The following is a 19,133-nucleotide window of genomic DNA, read 5'->3' on the forward strand; positions in this document are numbered from 1 at the left end:
GCATGACCGCTGACGACAAACGCGTCAAGAGGCGCTACGACACGAGCCTGCGGCACGCGACCGCGGGCCGTACCAGGCAGGCCATCCTCGACGCGGCCACCGCGCTGTTCCTTGAGCGGGGCTACGCGACCACCACCATGGCCGCCATCGCCAGGAGCGCCGGGGTCAACACCGACACCGTCTACGCCTCGGTCGGCGCCAAACCCGCGCTCTTCCGCCTCCTCGTCGAGGCGGCGATCTCCGGAGAGGACCACGCGGTGCCCGCTCTGGAGCGCGACTACGTACGGGACATCCGGGCCCAGCCCGACGCGGCACGCAAGCTGGCCGGCTACGCGGCCGCGATGAGCCGGATCCATGCTCGGCTCGGGCCGCTGTTCGGCGTGCTGCAGACGGCCGCGCCGGCCTCACCCGAACTCGCCGAGCTGTGGCACGAGATCGCGGAACGGCGGGCCGCCAACATGCGCCTGCTGGCCGCCGACCTGGCGGCGACGGGCCGGCTGAGGGTCGAGGTCGAAGAAGCGGCGGACGTCATCTGGGCGACCAACTCCCCCGAGCTCTACCTTCTTCTCGTCCGCGACCGCCGGTGGACGCATGAGCATTACGAGCGCTGGCTCGCCGACTCCTGGTGCCGGCTCCTGCTCGCCTGATCCCCGGCCTCGTCGAGAGTGCCGCCGCCGTCGATCGGTGTCCGATCGCGTCCACGTGGCGGGGGTGGGCCGGGCGGGGCGCGTACGAAGAACGAGCCCCGCCCGGCGGCGGATCAGAGCTCGCCGCTCTCGATCGCCTGCTTGAGGGCCGCCTGCGTCTGCTCGTGGGAGGCGACGCCGTTCGTGACGACGAAATCGATCAGCGAGGTGTCCGCGTCGAAGGTGAGGTGCTCGATCACCTCGGTCTTCCCGTTGTCCCGCTCCTTGAAGAGGATTTTCTGGTGCGTGACGACGCCGGGCAGCGACCAGGTGTCCGTCTCGTATCTGAGGCCGGCCTGGTCAATGCGCTGTTGCGCGTGCGTCTTGCTGGTGACGATCGTGCCCTGGTACGGGATCTCCTCTATGGCCGTGAAATCGATGGTGCGCGTGCCGGCCTGAGACCGGTCGTCGTGGGTGACGACGCGCTTCAGGAACGAATGCATGCCGATGTGGTGGTTGATATCCGAATACGCGGCGAACACGTGTTCCACCGGGGCGTCGATCTCGATGGAGATGCGGGCCTTGTCCCGGCTCCGCCCCGACCCCGGAAGGGGAGGGGGCGCGGAGTCGTAGAACCTGTAGGTGTCCCACGCGGCCTGCCACTCGACGGCGAGTTCGGCATCGCTCTCGGGAACGTCGGCGCGGGCGGGACCGGAGAAGGCGGTGAGAACGAGGGCCGCGGCGAACAGCGGGGTGGCAAGAAGTCGAAGGAGCTTCTTCACATGTACCTCAAAAAGAGATGATAAGGACAAATGATCTTTTATCGCATGTCCTCGTGATTTAGAACCCTCAGGGGGATTTGGAACCCCCAACTCCGAAAACGTGACCCGGCGCGGCGCCGGCCCCTCGTCGGATCTACCGCTGTTCCGCGAGCCACTCGTCGAAGGTGGTCGGCGCGATGCGGGCGCCCTCGCCGGGCAGCATCACGTTGCCGGCCATCGCCGGGCCGAACACCGCCGACCACGTCGGCACGAGCTTCACCGTGCGGCCGCGCGCCTCATTGGTGCGCCGGGCCATGTCCACAAGGTCCTGCGGGTCGGGCCCGGCGATGTCGGCGTAATGCCCCTGCGGCTCGCCCACCGCGATCTCACCGAGGATGTCGGCCACGTCCGCGGGCGCGATCGGCTGCACGAGCAGCGGCGCGATCGTGGCGACGCCGTCCCGCTCGGTCCAGCTCGCCACCATCGCGGCGAAGTCGTGGAACTGCGTGGCCGGGACGATCGTCCACGGCACCGGTCCGGCGGCCACGAGGCGCTCCTGCTCCCGCTTGCCGGCGTAGTGCGCGTTGCCCTCGACGCGATGGATCGCGGCGATCGAGAGCAGCACGTGGTGACGGACACCGGCCCGCTCCTCGGCGGCGATCAGGTTCCGCGTGGTGGTGCCGAAGTACGCCACCGTCTCGGCCGGGTCGGTCGCCGGCCCGTTGGTCACGTCGACGACCGCCTCGACACCGGCCAGAGCGTCGTCGAGCCCGGCACCGGTCGACAGGTCCACGCCGAGGGAGCGGCTGACACGCACGACGCTGTGCCCGTCCCGTTCGAGGGCGGCGGCGGTGAGCGCCCCGATGTTCCCGGTCGCGCCGGCGACTGCGATCCGCATGACGGTCTCTCTTTCTCTTCGCTGTCGAGCAGACGGTATCATGGACTAAAGAGGTCCATAATATCTGCGATAGACTCGGGGCCGTGAAGCTGCCTGTGAGCACCGAATGGGTCCTGCACTGCGCCACGACGCTGGCACAGCTCGATCCGGGAGCCAGCGCGTCGGCGGCACAGCTCGCGCAGTACTACGACCTCCCGGCGGCCTATCTCACCAAGCAGCTGAAGGCGCTCGTCAGAGCCGGCCTGCTGGCCGCGACCACGGGCCCGAGGGGAGGATTCCGGCTCGCGCGGCCCGCCTCCGAGATCACGCTCCTGCAGATCGTCGAGGCCGTCGACGGCACGTCCTCACCGTATGAGTGCCGCGAGATCCGCCAGCAGGGACGGGGGGCGCTGCCCCCGGAGGACTGCCGCCGCACCTGCGTCCTCGCCGAGAAAATGGCCGACGCGCACGAGGCGTGGCGGCGCAGCCTCGCCGGGGTCACCCTCGCCGGCATCCTCGCCTCGCTGCCCCCGTCGGCGCCGTCCCGCACCCGGCTGCGCCTGGCGGGGACGGTGTAGTCCGTCCGCGGGCGACGCCGAAGCCCGCGGAGGGGCTCGATGGGATTCCTTATCGATAATCCAGAACGGAACTAGTTGCTACGCTGGTGACATGACCGCCATGGCACCCACCCGCACCGAGCCGGACCTGTCGTTCCTGCTGGACCATGCCGGCCACGTCCTGAGAACCCAGATGGCGGCGGCGCTCGCCGAGATCGGGCTGACGGCACGCATGCACTGCGTGCTGGTTCACGCCCTGGAGGAGGAGCGCACGCAGATCCAGCTCGCCGAGATCGGCGACATGGACAAGACCACGATGGTGGTCACGGTCGACGCCCTGGAGAAGGCGGGGCTCGCCGAGCGCCGCCCGTCGAGCACGGACCGGCGGGCCCGGATCATCGCGGTCACCGAGAAGGGCGCGGAGGTCGCGAGGCAGAGCCAGGAGATCGTCGACAGCGTGCACAAGGCCGCCCTGGGCGCGCTGCCCGAAAACGAGGGCGAGGCGCTCGTGCGAGCCATGAACCGCCTGGTGACGGGACATCTGGCCACCCCCGTCGAGGCGACCCAAGGGGTCCGGCGGGCACGGCAGCGCACAAAATAGATCCACAAGGGATCGTCTACAAAAAAACTATCTGCTACGGTCGCTCCTGTTCCCTTCCGAACAGGAGCCGACGATGTCGCACACCCCGCCTTCCCCTCGACCGCCTCGCACCGGCACGCCCCGATCACGCCGGCTGGCGCTGACCGTGCTGTCCGCCGCGATGCTGATGACGATCCTGGACGGCAGCATCGTGACCGTGGCGATGCCGGCCATCCAGCGAGATCTGGGCTTCTCGCCCGCCGGGCTCAGCTGGACCGTCAACGCGTACCTGATCGCTTTCGGCGGCCTGCTGCTCCTGGCCGGCCGGCTGGGCGACCTCATCGGCCGTAAAGCCATGTTCCTGGCAGGCAACGCGGTCTTCACCGCCGCGTCGCTGCTGGCCGGAGCGGCCACCGGCCCCGGCATGCTGATCGCCGCCCGGTTCCTGCAGGGCGTCGGCAGCGCCATGGCCTCCGCGGTCGTTCTGGGCATCCTGGTGACGTTGTTCACCGGGGCCGAGGAGCGCGCGAAGGCGATCGGCGTCTTCAGCTTCACCGGCGCCGCCGGCGCCTCGATCGGCCAGGTCCTGGGCGGGGTCCTCACCGATGCCCTCAGCTGGAACTGGATCTTCTTCATCAACCTGCCGATCGGGCTGGCCACGATCGTGCTGGCGATCCGGGCACTGCCGGACGAGCGTGGGGCCGGCCTCGCCGCCGGGTTCCAGCGAGATGCAGGCGCGCCGCACGAGGCCGTCGCGGGCGCAGGCGGTGGTCGCGATGCACCTCTGAGGCGTCTGACCGGCGACGGGGAGCCGGATCCTCAGGAGTTCCGGCGGCCGGTGCCGTCGTCGGGCAGGGAGTCCAGCCAGCGGATGAGGCGGCTCCCCTCGCGGGTCATGATCTCCGGGTCGCGCAGGGCGTTGGCCAGCAGTGACATGCCCTGGTAGGCGGCGACGAGCGTGAGCGCGAGATCGTCGGGGTCGGGCAGTCCCAGCTCGCGGAATTGGCGTTCCACCCAGTCCAGCAACAACCGGATGACCTTGCCCGCCTCCAGGTCCATGCCTCCCTCGGCGCGTTTGTCGAGTTCGACGGCCAGGGTGCCGGTGGGGCAGCCGTAGCGGGCCGCGACGTCGCGCTGGCCCACCCACAAGTCGACCAGGGCCTTGAGGCGTTCGAGCGGGGAGGGGAGCTTGTCGAGTTCGCCGATCAGTCCCGCGAGGTGTCCGGAATGCTCGGCCAGGGCGGCCTGGATCAGCGCGTCCTTGGTCTTGAAGTAGTAGTACACGTTTCCGACGGGAACGTCGGCGGCGTGGGCGATGTCGGCGATGGTGGTGCGCTCCACGCCCTGCTGGTGCAGGACCCGGGCGGCGGCGGCCATCAACTGCCGCCGCTTGTCGGCCCCCCGCGTCCGGGGCTTCGTTGAGTCAGACACCTCACTAACTATAGACACGTGGCGGTGACGTCGGATGACGGCCGCATCTCCTGCTTCACCCCCGACGAAAGTCGGGGGTGACCGATGTCGATCGTGCGATACGACCTCCCTCTCCCGATTTCTACGGTTGTCCCGTACGGAACAGTGAACGGAGGACATCGTGAGGAAGCTGTCGGCCTGTTCGGCGTGACCTTGGCACAGTTGGTCCTGGCGTCCGCGGCGGCTGCCGCTCCACCCGGCAGAGCCCTCGACGCGACCGCCGTCGACAGCTACATGAACGACTATCTGGCACGGACCGGCCTGCCCGGGGCCGTGGTCGCGGTCACCAGAGGCGACCAGGTCATCCGTGCCGCCGGCTACGGACACGGTGCGGACGGCAGGACCCTCACGGCGGGGACGCCGATGCCGGTGGCCTCCCTCTCCAAGTCCTTCACCGCCCTGGCCGTCATGCAACTGGTCGAGGCGGGCAAGGTGAACCTGGACACACCGGTGCGTCACTATCTGCCCGAGTTCGAGATGGCGGATCCACGGGCCGGCAAGATCACTGTACGGCAGTTGCTGAACCAGACCTCGGGCATGGCCGACTCCGCCTTCCCTGACCTGGCCCTGCCACAGTCCGACACGCTGGCCGGCGCCGTCGCCAGGATGCGCGGCGCGAAGCTGTCCGGCGAACCGGGCACCAAGATGAACTATCACAACCCCAACTACTTCGTCGCCGCACGACTGGTGGAGGTCGTGAGCGGGGTCCCGTTCGCGGACCACATGTCCGGCAAAGTGTTCGGGCCGCTCGGCATGAAGGCCAGCACCACGGTCAACACCACCAAGGACATGCCGGGCGGCGCCAAGGGCTACATCCGCGCCTACGGCCAGGTGATCCCGCGCTCCCACCCCTACTGGTTCGCCAACGGAAGCCAGGGCGTCGTCACCACGGCCGACGACCTGACCCGCTGGCTGATCATGCAGAACAACAAGGGCAGGAGTGCGCACGGCCGGCAGATCGTCTCCACCCGAAGTATCGAGACCATGCGGGCACCCAGCAAGGGCAGCAGCTACGGAATGGGGTGGTCGACCAGCGAGCCCGAACAGGGCCCCGTACGGATCCAGCACACCGGCTGGCTGCTCACCCACAACGCCATGCAGACCCTGCTCCCCGACGGCGGCTCACGTCCACGTCGTAGTCGTCGCCTTCCTCCTCCGGGAATTCCGGACCTGCTCGCGCGCGCTCCACGGCGCCCTTCAAACCATGATCGTTCAGACCTGCCGACAGCGCCGCCTCAGCACGATCATGCCGATGGTGACCGGTTACGTCCGGGGCCGGGTGTTCCTCACCCGGTCGCACACCACCGCGGCACCCAGTCGGCGGTCAGGAAGAACGAGAAAACTCGACGCCGGTACGCAACCGTTCAACCCGCGCGCTCGAAAGCACGGTCAGGAAGAACGCGGCGCGGCTCGCAACACGTCGAGTTCCTCGTTCATGGCGTCGAGAAAGGCGGCCACGGCGTGCAACTCCTCCGGGCTGAAACGCCGCAGGGCGTTGTCCGTGCTACGGCCGAGCGGGCGGAAGAAGGCCGCGGCGAATTCCTGCGCCGCGTCGAGGTAGTGCACGTGGACCACGCGCCGGTCGTGCACGTCGCGGACCCGGCGGATGTGCCCGGCCCGCTCCAGCCGGTCGAGGCACGCGGTGATGGCGCCCGACGTGAGGTTCAGCTCCTCCCGCAACCGGCTCGGGGTGATCGGCGACGGAGCATCGAAGATCTTGATGAGGGCCTGGACGTCGGTGGTGTGCAGCCCGTGCTCGTGGGCGAACTCGTGGGCGATGCGGTTGAACTCGGCGGTCATCCGGCGCAGCCGTACCGCGAAGGACTGCAGGTCGATGCCCCCCTGGTTATCGCCGTTCATGCCGTCATGCTACATTAACTCAACAATTGAGTATCTCAATAATCGAGTTATATGGCATCACGGAAAGGTGATCTCATGGCGCGGCAACCGATCCGCTGGCTTGTTCCGGCGCTGCTGGTGCTGGTCTGGCTGGCCGTCGGCGGAGGGCTGGGGCCGTTCGCCGGCAAGCTCACCGAGGTGTCCACCAACGACCAGGCCGCTTTCCTGCCGCAGAGCGCGGAGTCCACGCGCGTGCTGGAAGTGCAGGAGAGTTTCCGCGAGGGTGAGACGCAGCCGCTCATCGTGGTGTGGACCGCGGACGGGAAGAACATCACTCCCGAGCAGAGCGCCGCGGCGACCCGGACGCTCGCCTCGCTGCGCGGCACGGCGGGCGTCGTCGGGACGCCCACCCCCGCCATCGGATCGGACGACGGCAAGGCCCTGCAGGGCGTGGTCCAGCTCGGCGCCGACCTGGAAGGCTCGCTCGGGGAGAGCCTGGACCGGATCGGCTCGGCGCTGGCGGTCGACGGCCTGCGGGCTCAGCTGGCGGGACCGGCGGCCACCCGGGCCGACCTGTCCGACGCTTTCGCCGGGATCGACGGCCTGCTGCTCGGGGTGGCGCTGATCACCGTGTTGATCATTCTGCTGGCGGTGTACCGGAGCGTGCTGCTGCCTCTCGTCATCATCATCGGCGCGGTCTTCGCCCTGGGCCTGGCATGCGCCGTGGTGTACTTCCTGGCCGACCGCGACATCGTCCGGGTCGACGGCCAGGTGCAGGGCATCCTGTTCATCCTGGTCATCGGCGCGGCCACCGACTACGCGTTGCTGCTGACCGCCCGCTTCCAGGAGGAACTGGCCGCCACCGGCGACCGCTTCGCCGCGGGCCGCGTCGCGCTGCGACGCTCGTTCGAGCCGATCGTCGCCAGTGCCGCCACGGTGGCCCTGGCCCTGCTCGCGCTGCTGCTCAGCAACCTGACCAACAACCGCGCGCTCGGCCCGGTGGGCGCCATCGGCATCGTGTGCGCCGCCCTCAGCGCGCTCACCTTCCTGCCCGCGACTCTCGTCCTGCTGGGGCGCGCCGCCCTGTGGCCGGCGAAGCCGCGTCCGGCCGACGCCACGGCCCGCGGGATCTGGGGCCGCGTGGCCGCCCTGGTCGACCGCCATCCGCGCCGGCTCTGGATCGCGACCGTCCTGCCCCTCATCGGCCTCGCCCTCTTCGCGCCGCAACTGAACGCCAGAGGCGTGCCGCTGGACGAGACATTCGTGAACGACGCGCCGTCGGTGGCGGCCCAGGCGACGCTGAGCGAGCACTTCCCCGGAGGCTCGGGGCAGCCCGCGGTCATCGTCGCCCCCGCCGAGCGTGCCGCGGCCGTGGCGGAGGCGGCCGGCGGCGTCGAGGGTGTGTCCGACGCCTCGGCGACGACGCAGAGCGGACGGCCGGGCGACACCCCCAAGATCGTCGATGGACGCGTGCTGGTGGAGGCGACGTTGCGCGACGCGCCGGACAGCGACGCCGCCCAGGACACGGTCAAACGCCTGCGCGCCGCGCTCGCCCCCGAGAACGGCGTCATGGTCGGCGGGTACAGCGCCCAGCGATACGACACGACGGAGACCGCGAAGAACGACACGCTGCTCATCGTCCCGGTCGTCCTGGCGATCATCCTGCTCATCCTGATCGTCCTGCTGCGCTCGCTGATGACGCCCGTGCTCCTGGTGGTCACCGTGGCGCTGAACTTCCTGGCCACCCTCGGCGTCTCCACACTGGTCTTCACGCACGTGTTCGGGTTCACCGGCAGTGACGCCTCCGTGCCGCTGTACGGCTTCGTCTTCCTGGTCGCGCTGGGTGTGGACTACAACATCTTCCTCATGTCCAGGGTGCGCGAGGAGACCGCGCACCACGGGGCGCGAGAGGGTGTGCTGCGCGGGCTCGTCACCACCGGCGGGGTGATCACTTCGGCGGGCGTCGTGCTCGCCGCCACCTTCGCCGCGCTGGTGGTGATCCCCCTGGCCTTCCTCGCGCAGATAGCCTTCATCGTCGCCTTCGGCGTCCTGCTCGACACCTTGGTGGTGCGGTCTCTGCTGGTCCCGGCGCTGGTACGGGATCTGGGCCCACGGGCTTGGTGGCCCAGCCGCCTGGGCCGCTCCGAGGTACGGCAGGAGTCCCGGGGACTGGCCGGAGCGTCGAAGTAGGCGCCCAGCCTGGGCATCGGCCGCGACCTCCTCTGTGGCGAGGTCGCGGCCGACGAGGCGTTCGAGTTCGGCACCGGTGCCCTCGACATCGGATTCATCGGCGAACAGGCCATTCACAAGGATGTAGCACACCGAGACACAGGGGGCTACATTGAATGAATGAAGACGATTACCCAGCGCGAGTTCCGCAACAACTCCGCAGCCGTCATGGACGCGGTGGAGGCGGGTGAGGTCTACCACATCACCCGCAACGGCATCGAGGTCGCCGAACTGCGGCCCCTGGCCCGCAGACGGCGCCTGACGGCGGAGGAACTGGTCACCCGCCATCGCCGGCTACCGCGTGTGGACTACGAGCGCATGCGTCAGGAAGCCGACGAGTTCTTCGGCACGGAAGATCGCGTCGGCGACGACAACGATCCCTGGGAGCGCAACCATGCCTGATCGTGCCGAGTCCGGGGTGCTCGACACCCGCACTTACATCGATCTGGAGCTGATCGACCCAGCGCGGCTGCCGACCATCCCGGAGATTACCGCGATCACCCTCGCCGAACTCCACCAAGGCGTCGCCATGGCCAAAAGCGCTGGGGCCAGAGCCGCACGCATGGAGAAACTCGGAGCAGCCGTCACCGACTTCGAACCGCTGCCCTTCGACGGCGACGCCGCCGCCCGCTACGGGACCCTGGTGGCCCTCACGATCGCCGCCGATCGCGATCCACGCCCGCGCAGAATGGATCTGATGATCGCGGCGGTGGCATCCGCTCGAGGCCTGCCGCTCTACACGCGCAACGACGCCGACTTCAAGGGGCTCGAAGGCATAGTGACCGTGGTGTCCGTGTGACGATTCCGCGGAGCGTCCCAAGGACCTGGAATCGCCATCGTCGTCAAGCACGACGAAATCAGCGCTGCTGTCACGGCTCCGCCGGAAGGCGTTGACCGTGGGCATCCCTCCGCATACGTTCCGTTTGGGCCGCCGGTACGGCACCCGGAACGGAAGGGGTGCGATGACCTCCGAACTCAGCCCGAACACGGACATCGTCCCCGGACCGCTGGGCACGCCGCCGCCGGAGTTCGCGCGACGCCACAAGGAGGGGCCGCTGGACCCGGCCGCCATGCCGAGCGGGGATCTGGTGCCGGTGGCCGTCAGATACGAGGACGTGCGGACCCTGCTGGGCTCGGCGGCCTCCAGCCGCAACCTGCGCTTTCCCGGTCTGCCACGGCTGGTGAGCGGCATGGGCATCGACGACGACCCCGACGCGCTGATCAACCAGGACCCGCCGGAGCACACCCGCTACCGGCGGATCATGCACGGAGCCTTCACGCCCCGCCGGACCGAGCCGTGGCGGCCCTGGATCGCGGCGATCGCCGGTGAGCTGCTCGACAGGCTGGGAGAGGAGTTCGACCTGGTGGACGCGTTCGCGGTGCGACTGCCCGGCCAGGTCGTCTGCCGGCTGCTCGGCGTCCCGCACGAGGACTACGACCAGTTCGTGGCCTGGACGGACATGTTCCTCACCACCTCCACCGCGGCCGAACAGGTCCGCCACCGGGGCTACACCGAGTTCATGGCCTACGCCCGCGACCTGGTGGCCCGGCACCGCACGGAACCCGGCGACGACCTCATCGACCTGCTCGTGCAGGCCCGCGACGCCGACGACCGGCTGAGCGAGGGCGAGCTGGTCAACACCGTGTTCTCGCTGATCACCGCAGGACACGAGACGACCGCCTCGATGGTCTCCAGGGGAGCCTTCCGCCTCATGCTCCACCGCGAGCAGTGGGACGAACTGGTCGCTCAGCCGGAGCTGGCGCCCACCGCGGCCGAGGAGATCCTGCGCTACGACGGACCGCCGGCCAGCGCGTTCATGCGCCGGATGACCGAAGACGTCGAGCTGTCGGGCGGCACCCTGAAAGCCGGGACGGTCGTGATGCCCAACCTCAACGCCGCCAACCACGACCCCCGCGCCTTCCCCGAGCCGGAGCGCTTCGACATCCACCGCTTCGGCACGCACCCGCCGCACCCGCACCTGGCCTTCGGGTACGGCCCGCACCGCTGCCTGGCCGCCGCGCTGGCCAGGGTGGAGCTCACCGAGGCCGTCAGGGCGCTGGCGGTCAAACGGCCGGGGCTCCGACTGGCCGTTCCGGCCGAAGACGTCGAGTGGAGCGACGGCCTGACCTACCGCCCCGTCGCGCTGCCGGTCACCTCGGCCGACCTCGGCTCCTGACGCGAGGAGCCGGGACCGGCCCGTGTTCCCGCCACCCGTCCCCCCGTCCCCCGGAGGGAGGGCATGGCCTGGCGAGAGCGTGCGGATGGCCGGTTCTCCCCGCATGGCGCGGGCGGCCGCAGGGAAGCGCGCCACGCCACGGCAGGGCAAACGCCGCCTGACACGGCACAAGACTTGGGTCACTTATTGTCTTGAATCATTCGTTTTTATCTTGAATCGTTCGTTTTTGTGGGGATAAGTTGGCGCCATGATCGCATCCCTGCCCCCGACCACCGCCGAGGAGCTACGCGGGGCCGGCCTGCGGGTGACGGCCGCCCGCGTCGCGCTGCTCGAGACAGTCCGGGACGGTGACCACCTCGATGTCGAGACGATCGCCTCCGGGGTGCGCGATCGCGTAGGTCACATCTCCCTCCAAGCCGTGTATGAGGCCCTCTACGCGCTCACCGCGGCGGGACTCGTACGCCGGATCGAACCGGCCGGCAGCCCGGCCCGGTTCGAGGGACGGGTCGGGGACAACCACCACCACGTCGTGTGCCGGTCGTGCGGTGCCGTCGCCGACGTCGACTGCGCGGCCGGCGAGACGCCCTGCCTGACCGCGTCCGACGACCACGGCTTCTCGATCGACGAGGCCGAGGTCATCTACTGGGGCCTGTGCCCCGGCTGTTCCACCCCCCGCAGTGCCTGAACAGTGATCAGCTGTCCGGAAGGATTCCCATGTCCGAGAACCATGATGCAATCGTCACAGACGCGAAGACGGAGGGCGGCGGCTGCCCGGTCGCGCACGAGCGCGCCTCGCACCCGACTCAGGGCGGCGGAAACCGCCAATGGTGGCCGGAGCGGCTCAACCTGAAGATCCTCGCCAAGAACCCCGCCGTGGCCAATCCACTCGGTGAGGGGTTCGACTATGCCGAGGCGTTCAAGAGCCTCGACCTCGCGGCCGTGAAGCGGGACATCGCGCAGGTGCTGACCAGCTCGCAGGACTGGTGGCCGGCCGACTACGGCCACTACGGCCCGTTCATGGTCCGGATGGCGTGGCACAGCGCGGGCACCTACCGGATCAGCGACGGCCGCGGCGGCGCCGGGGCCGGCCAGCAGCGCTTCGCCCCCCTCAACAGCTGGCCGGACAACGGGAACCTCGACAAGGCGCGCCGCCTGCTGTGGCCGGTCAAGAAGAAATACGGCCGGCAGCTCTCGTGGGCCGACCTCCTGATCCTCACCGGCAACGTCGCCCTGGAGTCGATGGGCTTCACGACCTTCGGCTTCGCCGGCGGTCGTGAGGACGTCTGGGAGCCCGAGGAGGACGTCTACTGGGGCCCCGAGTTCACCTGGCTCGACGACCAGCGCTACACCGGCGACCGGGAGCTCGAGAACCCCCTCGGCGCGGTCCAGATGGGCCTCATCTACGTCAACCCGGAGGGCCCGAACGGCAACCCGGACCCGCTCGCCGCGGCCCGCGACATCCGTGAGACGTTCCGCCGGATGGCGATGAACGACGAGGAGACGGCAGCCCTGATCGTGGGCGGTCACACCTTCGGCAAGACCCACGGCGCCGGCCCGGCGGACCACGTCGGCCCCGACCCCGAGGCCGCCCCGCTCGAGGACCAGGGCTTCGGCTGGAAGAGCACCTACGGCACCGGTAAGGGCGGCGACGCGATCACCAGCGGTCTCGAGGGTGCGTGGACGAACACCCCGGTGACGTGGGACAACAGCTTCCTTGAGATCCTTTATGGCTACGAGTGGGAGCTGTCCAAGAGCCCCGCCGGCGCGCACCAGTGGAAGCCGAAGGACGGCGCCGGGGCCGGTACCGTCCCCGACGCCCACGATCCGTCGAAGAGCCACGCCCCGACGATGCTGACGACCGACCTCGCGCTCCGCGTGGACCCGGTTTACGAGCAGATCACGCGACGCTGGCTCGAGAACCCCGCCGAGCTCGCGGACGCCTTCGCCCGGGCGTGGTTCAAGCTGACCCACCGCGACATGGGCCCGGTCGTGCGCTACCTCGGCCCGGAGGTCCCGACCGAGACGCTGCTGTGGCAGGACCCCCTCCCCGCGGTGACGCACGAGACCGTCGACGCCGCGGACATCGCCTCCCTCAAGGGCCAGATCCTCGCCTCGGGCCTGTCGGTGTCCCAGCTCGTGTCCACCGCGTGGGCGTCGGCCTCCTCCTTCCGCGGCAGCGACAAGCGCGGCGGCGGCAACGGTGCGCGCATCCGCCTCGAGCCGCAGATCGGGTGGGAGGCCAACGATCCCGACCAGCTGGCGACGGTGCTGCGCACCCTGGAGGGGATCCAGGAGTCCTTCAACGCCGCCCAGACCGGCGGCAAGCGGGTCTCGCTCGCCGACCTGATCGTGCTCGCCGGTGGTGCGGCCGTCGAGCAGGCCGCCAAGGACGCCGGCTTCGACGTCGAGGTCCCCTTCACGCCGGGCCGCGTGGACGCGTCGCAGGAGCAGACCGACGTGGAGTCGTTCGCCGCGCTCGAGCCGACCGCCGACGGGTTCCGCAACTATCTCGGGAAGGGCAACCGGCTGCCGGCTGAGTACCTGCTGATCGACCGGGCGAACCTGCTGACCCTGAGCGCCCCCGAGATGACGGTCCTCATCGGTGGCCTCCGTGTCCTGGGCGCGAACTACCGGCAGTCGCCGCTCGGCGTCCTCACCACGACCCCCGGGTCCCTGACCAACGACTTCTTCGTCAACCTGCTCGACCTGGGCACGACGTGGAAGGCGACATCCGAGGACGCGAACACGTTCGAGGGGCGCGACGCCGCCACGGGCGAGGTCAAGTGGACCGGCAGCCGTGCCGACCTCGTCTTCGGGTCGAACTCCGAGCTGCGCGCGCTCGCGGAGGTCTACGCGAGCGATGACGCGAAGGAGAAGTTCGTGAACGACTTCGTCGCGGCGTGGGACAAGGTGATGAACCTCGACCGGTTCGACCTCGTCTGATCATGGCGTCCAGGTCGGCCCTCACCGGCCGGCCTGGACGTCCTCAGCCCCGAGGATCTCGACACGGGCGAGCCGCTGTCTCTCCGGCCCGGGCCCGCACCGGGCGGCGTCCTACCGGCAGGTTCTCGTCTCGGGCGAGCAGTGCTTGACCTCGGGGTAGCGGGTCGACGGCTTGTCCAGCAGGGGTTGGGATCTCTTGCGCAGGTGCAGGTCGAAGAAGGCCGCGACGTACCTGCGGGTGATGTCCATGGCGCGGACACCGGGTATGTCGGCGCCGAGGTCGATGCCGATCTGGTCGGCCAGCACGCCCAGGTCGGTGAAGGACGTGTGCTCCGCCCCGGTCACCAGGAGCCAGCGCTTCCAGCCGTTCAGCTGCTTCCAGTCGCGCTCCCAGGTGGCGGCCGCCTCTCCCTCCCCCGGGGTGTAGGTGGCCGGCTTGCCCAGGAACAGGAACGGCCGCGCCAGTCCGCTGTCCGGGATCCGGACCTGTGTGGTGCCGTCGATGTCGATGCCGGCGCGTATCCGGGAGTCTTCGAGCATGGCCGCGATGGTGCTCGCTCCTCCGGCGGAGTGGCCGGCCATCGCGATCCTGGAGGTGTCGACCAGGCGGGCGCCCTTCCATTTCGGGTGCGATCCGGTCAGCTGGTCGAGCACGAAGGAGACGTCGGCCGCCCGGCTCCTCGCCAGCTTCTCCCACCACGCCGGATTCTTCTCGATCCCGCATGTGACGCAGGTGGTCACCCGTCCGTCGGGGAAGGTGGTGGCGACGTTCTCGTAGGTGTGGTCGATCGCGGCCACCACGTAGCCTCGGCTGGCCAGTTCCTCGGCCAGCGCCGTGAGTTCGGTCCGGGGCTTGGTATGGCCGGGGGAGAGCACGACGAGGGGGAGACCGTGCTTGCGCCCTGCCGGGTCGGCGTCGGTGAAGGCGTTGGTCCGCGTCTTGCTCAGCGTGTCGGGCGGCACGCTGGTGATCTCCCCGCTCTTCAGAAGAAGCTCGGACTCCTTGGCCGTCATGTACGGGGCCCGCTTACGGCCCGGCGACTTCACCGGGTACCACAGGGAGACCATGAGTTCCCGGACCTTGACCGAAGGGACCCAGGGGTCGGGGCGGGAGGTGTCTTTCAGGTACAGGGACGTGGTGCCGACCGGATGCGAACCGGTCGGCCCGGGCAGGTAGAGCGTGCTGCTCGATGTCACCGAAAGGCCGGCAGAGGCAGTCCCGGACTGCGCGGACGCGGCAGGCCCGGCCGACGTGGTCGCGGCAGGCCCGGACTGCGCGGACGCGGCCGACGTGGTCGCCACGGAGGCGAGCAGCCCGGCGGCGACCACACCGACGCGCAGGATCCGGCCCCTTTCGCTCCGGGAGATGCCCCGCTCGGCGGCGGCCGCTCCGCCCCCGGCGGCGTGCACCGGGGCACCCGCGCCGCCGTACCGCCTGCGCCTGTCCACCGGCTCTGTCACATGACCCATGAACGTGCCCGTCCTTCCGATCGAAACGGCCGCTCGGGCGGGAAGTCCCGCGGCCTGATGGCAGGGACGAGGCTAGAAGCGGCCGATGTCCATGCGCGTCGGCCGTCGTACCCATCTCGGATACCTCCGGGGAACGGCCCGCCCGCGGTGTCATCCTTGCGATGTACGCCCGACGGACACCGCCGTGGTCACTGAAGGCGATGTGCGGCGGGGCACGCGAACGCGACAATGTGCCGGTGGCAGCAGACGAACGACGGCTTTGGCGGCAGTACGCGCAGAACATATTGCGGCCGGAGCCGCGAACCGCCCGTCCGTCTCACCGGACTCTCGCCGCCGACGCACTGCTCGCGATCTTCCTGACCGTCACCGCGCTGATGGCGGCGGGGGGACTCCAAGGCCCGGTCCATCGCGTCGACGCGCAGTCGCGCCCTCTGATCGAGTTGCTGCAACTGCGGCCTTCTCCGGCGGTTCCGGCTCCTCCGGCGGTTCCGGAGCCCCCAGCGGTTCCGCCTCCTCCGGTGCCACCGGACGCGAGCATCGGCGTCCAGCCGCCCGTCCCCGTGCGGATCAACCCGCCGCATGGCGCCGTCTCCGAGGAGTACGAGCCGCCCATGTTCCTGGTGGCGCTGACCGCCTTGCCGCTGGCGGCCCGGCGCAGGTATCCGCTCACCACCTTCTGGCTGGTGGTGTCCGCGGCGCTGGCCACGAACGGCGGTGAGACGTGGATCACCGTGCTGACCTGCGCGATCGCCGGCTACAGTGCCGTCGCCCACAGCCGCAACCGAGTGCCCGCGGTGGCCGGCCTGCTGCTCGCGGCCGTGCTCGCCGGGGCCGTGGGCCGGGACATCGCGTCCGGCCTCCCCAGTCTCCCCAGTTGGCTGGGGCCTTACGTCGTCCTGCTGAGCGCCGGGGTCTGCGCGAGCGTCATCCGGTTCTTGCGGCGGAACCGGGATCGGCTCACCGAACTTCAGCAGGCCCAGGAGGACGCCATGCGGAAGGCAGTCGAGGCCGAGCGTTCCCGGATCGCCGCCGAACTCCACGATGTGGTGACCCACAATGTGAGTGTGATGGTGATCCAGGCGGGCGCGGCGCGCAAAGTGATGGACGCCGAACCGGACCTGTCCAAGCAGGCGCTGCTCGCGATCGAAAGCAGCGGTCGAGCCGCCATGGCCGAGCTGCGCAACGTCATGGGCCTGCTTGCCGGACCGGAAGGCGGACGCGTGGACAGCCGGGGCGACGGGCTCGAACCGCAACCCGGACTCGACCAACTCGACGGCCTCGTCGAGCGGGTACGCGCCGCGGGGGGGCCGGTGGACGTCGCACTCTCCCCGCCGAACCCCCTGCCCGACGGCGTCGGCCTCACTGTCTACCGCGTCGTGCAGGAGGCTCTGACCAACACGATGAAGCACGCGGCCGGCGCGGCGGCGTCCGTCGCGATCGGCCACAGCGGCGACTGGCTGGAGATCGAGGTCACCGACACCGGCGGCACACCGGGTCACCAGTCGCGGGCCGGCAACGGCCGCGGGCTGATCGGGCTGCGTGAACGGCTGGCCGTCTACGGCGGAACCCTGGTCGCCGGGCCCAGGACCGGGGGCGGGTATCGGATCACGGCCCGCATTCCGTGGACCGCCGCATGAGCGGGCCGCTGCGCGCGGTCATCGCCGACGACCAGGCGCTGGTCCGCACCGGGTTTCGGATGATCCTCTCGGCCGACGGCATCGAGGTGACGGCGGAGGCGGCCGACGGAGCCGAAGCGGTCGCCGCCGTGCGGAGCACCAGGCCGGACGTCGTGCTCATGGACATCCGGATGCCGCGGATGGACGGCATCGAAGCCACCCGCCAGATCATGAGCGGTGGAGCGAACGGGACCCGCGTCGTCATCCTGACCACTTACGATCTCGATCACTACGTCTACGCCGCCCTCACCGCCGGCGCCAGCGGCTTCCTGCTCAAAGACGTCAGCCCCGAGCACCTGGTGGCCGCGGTACGTCTGGTGCGCTCCGGCGACGCCCTGCTCTCACCGACCATCACGCGCCGCCTCATCGAGCGTTTCGCGCCCCGGGACGAGGCGAAGGCCGAGCTCCACCGCGATCTGTCCGAGCTGACACCGCGAGAACTGGAAGTGCTACGCCTGCTCGCCACCGGCCTGAGCAACGCCGAACTCGCCGACCGGCTGACTCTCAGCGCGACGACGGTGAAAACCCACGTCGCCCGCATCCTGTCCAAACTCGGCCTCCGCGACCGTGTCCAGGCCGTCGTCCTGGCCTACGAAACCGGACTGATCTCCCCAGGCGGCCCATCGGGCACCACCTGATCGACCTTGCCGGCCGCTGAGCTTCCCCCGTAACCCGGACACCGGCGGTGTGACATCGGGCTTCCGGGCCCGGCGGCCGGCCATCCTCGACGAGCTGACCGAGCTCCGGCACACCAACGTGACCCTGCCGCTCACCCTCGGCGTACCGCCCCAGACAGCCGGCTTCCCCTTTGAGCTACAACTGCCGCAGCACCTGCATGGCGTCCTTCTCGATGCGCGAAAGATCGTGGAGGATGGCGCCGGCCTGCTCGAGGTACCCCGCGTCGCCGCTCTCTCCAGCCTTCGTGATCAAGGTGGACACGTCCGTCCACAGGGTGGCGGCCTCGGCGTACAGCCTGTGACCGGCGCGGAGGTCGCCGTCGTCGATCAGCCGGGTGCACTCGTCGAGGAAGTCGCGATAGAGGGCGCGGAACAGGGCGCCGCCGGTGCCGCCCCTCTCCATCAGGAGGGCGGCCTGCAGCAGGTCCTGCTGCGGATCGCCGGCGCGCGCCAGCCATTTGGGCACCTGTTTGCCGGCTTTCTCGATGCCGCGGTGGCCCAGGTTCGCGATGGGGGCGGCGAGGAAGGCGTCGGCGCAGTCTTTGATGGCGGGGATGATCCGGTCCTGCCAGCGAGGCGAGTGCTCCGGCAGGGTGATGGTGAAGGATCGGTTCCTGGCGGTCATCGGGCCGCGTTCGGCCCGCGCCATGGCGAGGCCGGCCCGGCTGGTGCGCACCGCTCCTCCCTGCTGATCGGTGTCCACCAGGTAGACGTCGTGCTCGTCGTAGCCGTACATGGCGACGACATGACCGCCGAAGTGCACCTTGGACCGGAAATAGTCCAGGTGGTAGCAGTCGAGCTGGAGACCGACCGGCCGACCGGCGTCGAGGGGGGCGGCCACGTTCTCCCACGCCTTGCGCGGTGAGGTGGTCTCCTCGGCCCTTAACGTCAGCCCCAGCCTGGCGGCCAGGTTCCTGGTGAGGTCGAAAGGCTTGACGCGGCCTCCGAGAAAGGGGAACGCCATGCCCTTGCCGTCCCAATAGACGAAGGACAGGCCCGAGCCCAGCCCGAACAGCATGGGCTCGGACAGATCAAGTCCCTCATGCCGCAACAGCACCCCCAGCGCCGTCGTCTCGCAGTGCTGCGTGCCACGGGCCTCGATGTCCTGCACGATGGTCATGCGTCGCTCTCCTCATACTGACGCGGCGAACGGTCACGCCGTCCCCGTCCCTGACACTTTCATGATCAACGACTGGGGACCGCCGGGAGCAAGCATGAGGCCTCCCACGGAGGGAGAGTCCAACCGAGTGA

Annotated in this window: 17 protein-coding genes and 2 pseudogenes; 13 read left to right on the plus strand and 6 right to left on the minus strand. The window is 69.7% G+C overall.

The window, feature by feature from the left end:
• Positions 1 to 2: 2 nt before the first annotated feature.
• On the plus strand, positions 3 to 647 hold the full coding sequence (locus BM085_RS30520; protein WP_093890316.1) for a TetR/AcrR family transcriptional regulator: 645 nt from the start codon (positions 3 to 5) through the stop codon (positions 645 to 647).
• Positions 648 to 760: 113 nt separating this feature from the next.
• On the opposite strand, the gene BM085_RS30525 is transcribed toward BM085_RS30520, so the two are convergent.
• A complete protein-coding gene (locus tag BM085_RS30525) occupies positions 761 to 1,408 on the minus strand; it encodes an SRPBCC family protein (protein WP_093890317.1) in 648 nt (215 codons plus the stop codon).
• A 133-nt stretch (positions 1,409 to 1,541) separates the two neighbouring features.
• Positions 1,542 to 2,285: an SDR family oxidoreductase gene (locus tag BM085_RS30530; protein ID WP_093890318.1), complete on the minus strand. Its 744-nt coding sequence runs from the start codon at positions 2,283 to 2,285 to the stop codon at positions 1,542 to 1,544.
• Between the two features lie 83 nt (positions 2,286 to 2,368).
• Here BM085_RS30530 and BM085_RS30535 point away from each other — a divergent pair, with 83 nt between their 5' ends.
• The 3 genes and pseudogenes from BM085_RS30535 to BM085_RS30545 all read left to right on the plus strand — a co-directional run.
• Positions 2,369 to 2,842 (plus strand): RrF2 family transcriptional regulator, encoded by a 474-nt coding sequence (locus BM085_RS30535; RefSeq protein ID WP_093890319.1) that lies wholly within the window; start codon positions 2,369 to 2,371, stop codon positions 2,840 to 2,842.
• Positions 2,843 to 2,933: 91 nt separating this feature from the next.
• Positions 2,934 to 3,422, plus strand: a complete 489-nt coding sequence (locus BM085_RS30540) for a MarR family winged helix-turn-helix transcriptional regulator (RefSeq protein ID WP_093890320.1) — start codon at positions 2,934 to 2,936, stop codon at positions 3,420 to 3,422.
• 160 nt (positions 3,423 to 3,582) lie between these two features.
• Positions 3,583 to 4,119: pseudogene (locus BM085_RS30545) on the plus strand (MFS transporter); the annotation flags it as partial.
• A 101-nt stretch (positions 4,120 to 4,220) separates the two neighbouring features.
• On the opposite strand, the gene BM085_RS30550 reads toward BM085_RS30545, so the two are convergent.
• Complete coding sequence (locus BM085_RS30550; RefSeq protein ID WP_245789786.1) at positions 4,221 to 4,832, minus strand: TetR/AcrR family transcriptional regulator; 612 nt, start codon at positions 4,830 to 4,832, stop codon at positions 4,221 to 4,223.
• Positions 4,833 to 5,105: 273 nt separating this feature from the next.
• On the opposite strand from BM085_RS30550, the pseudogene BM085_RS46260 reads away from it, so the two are divergent.
• Positions 5,106 to 5,957: pseudogene (locus BM085_RS46260) on the plus strand (serine hydrolase domain-containing protein); the annotation flags it as partial.
• 303 nt (positions 5,958 to 6,260) lie between these two features.
• Here BM085_RS46260 and BM085_RS30560 read toward each other — a convergent pair.
• Positions 6,261 to 6,731: a MarR family transcriptional regulator gene (locus BM085_RS30560; protein WP_093890321.1), complete on the minus strand. Its 471-nt coding sequence runs from the start codon at positions 6,729 to 6,731 to the stop codon at positions 6,261 to 6,263.
• Between the two features lie 75 nt (positions 6,732 to 6,806).
• On the opposite strand from BM085_RS30560, the gene BM085_RS30565 reads away from it, so the two are divergent.
• From BM085_RS30565 to katG, 6 genes are all read left to right on the plus strand, one after another.
• Positions 6,807 to 8,900 carry an MMPL family transporter gene (locus BM085_RS30565; protein WP_093890322.1) on the plus strand — a complete coding sequence of 698 codons (2,094 nt, stop codon included), beginning with the start codon at positions 6,807 to 6,809 and terminating at the stop codon, positions 8,898 to 8,900.
• A gap of 159 nt (positions 8,901 to 9,059) precedes the next feature.
• Positions 9,060 to 9,341, plus strand: coding sequence for a type II toxin-antitoxin system Phd/YefM family antitoxin (locus BM085_RS30570; RefSeq protein ID WP_093890323.1), 282 nt, complete (start codon positions 9,060 to 9,062; stop codon positions 9,339 to 9,341).
• On the plus strand, positions 9,334 to 9,738 hold the full coding sequence (locus BM085_RS30575) for a type II toxin-antitoxin system VapC family toxin (RefSeq protein ID WP_093890324.1): 405 nt from the start codon (positions 9,334 to 9,336) through the stop codon (positions 9,736 to 9,738). The genes BM085_RS30570 and BM085_RS30575 overlap by 8 nt, the downstream gene beginning before the upstream one ends.
• A gap of 163 nt (positions 9,739 to 9,901) precedes the next feature.
• Positions 9,902 to 11,116 (plus strand): cytochrome P450, encoded by a 1,215-nt coding sequence (locus tag BM085_RS30580; RefSeq protein ID WP_093890325.1) that lies wholly within the window; start codon positions 9,902 to 9,904, stop codon positions 11,114 to 11,116.
• Between the two features lie 247 nt (positions 11,117 to 11,363).
• Complete coding sequence (locus BM085_RS30585; RefSeq protein ID WP_093890326.1) at positions 11,364 to 11,801, plus strand: Fur family transcriptional regulator; 438 nt, start codon at positions 11,364 to 11,366, stop codon at positions 11,799 to 11,801.
• Positions 11,802 to 11,830: 29 nt separating this feature from the next.
• Complete coding sequence (katG, locus tag BM085_RS30590; protein WP_093890327.1) at positions 11,831 to 14,059, plus strand: catalase/peroxidase HPI; 2,229 nt, start codon at positions 11,831 to 11,833, stop codon at positions 14,057 to 14,059.
• Between the two features lie 111 nt (positions 14,060 to 14,170).
• Here the strand turns inward: katG and BM085_RS30595 are convergent, their stop codons facing one another.
• Positions 14,171 to 15,529 (minus strand): alpha/beta hydrolase family protein, encoded by a 1,359-nt coding sequence (locus BM085_RS30595; RefSeq protein WP_093890328.1) that lies wholly within the window; start codon positions 15,527 to 15,529, stop codon positions 14,171 to 14,173.
• A 518-nt stretch (positions 15,530 to 16,047) separates the two neighbouring features.
• Here BM085_RS30595 and BM085_RS30600 point away from each other — a divergent pair.
• Both BM085_RS30600 and BM085_RS30605 read left to right on the plus strand, forming a co-directional pair.
• The gene (locus BM085_RS30600; protein WP_245789787.1) at positions 16,048 to 17,166 is read left to right on the plus strand and encodes a sensor histidine kinase; all 1,119 of its coding nucleotides are present in this window, start codon (positions 16,048 to 16,050) and stop codon (positions 17,164 to 17,166) included.
• Complete coding sequence (locus BM085_RS30605; RefSeq protein WP_093890402.1) at positions 17,163 to 17,843, plus strand: response regulator; 681 nt, start codon at positions 17,163 to 17,165, stop codon at positions 17,841 to 17,843. The genes BM085_RS30600 and BM085_RS30605 overlap by 4 nt, the downstream gene beginning before the upstream one ends.
• Before the next feature lie 175 nt (positions 17,844 to 18,018).
• On the opposite strand, the gene BM085_RS30610 is transcribed toward BM085_RS30605, so the two are convergent.
• Positions 18,019 to 19,002 carry a BtrH N-terminal domain-containing protein gene (locus tag BM085_RS30610; protein ID WP_093890330.1) on the minus strand — a complete coding sequence of 328 codons (984 nt, stop codon included), beginning with the start codon at positions 19,000 to 19,002 and terminating at the stop codon, positions 18,019 to 18,021.
• Positions 19,003 to 19,133 lie beyond the last annotated feature (131 nt).

Source organism: Streptosporangium canum, from assembly GCF_900113865.1.
Taxonomy (GTDB): domain Bacteria; phylum Actinomycetota; class Actinomycetes; order Streptosporangiales; family Streptosporangiaceae; genus Streptosporangium; species Streptosporangium canum.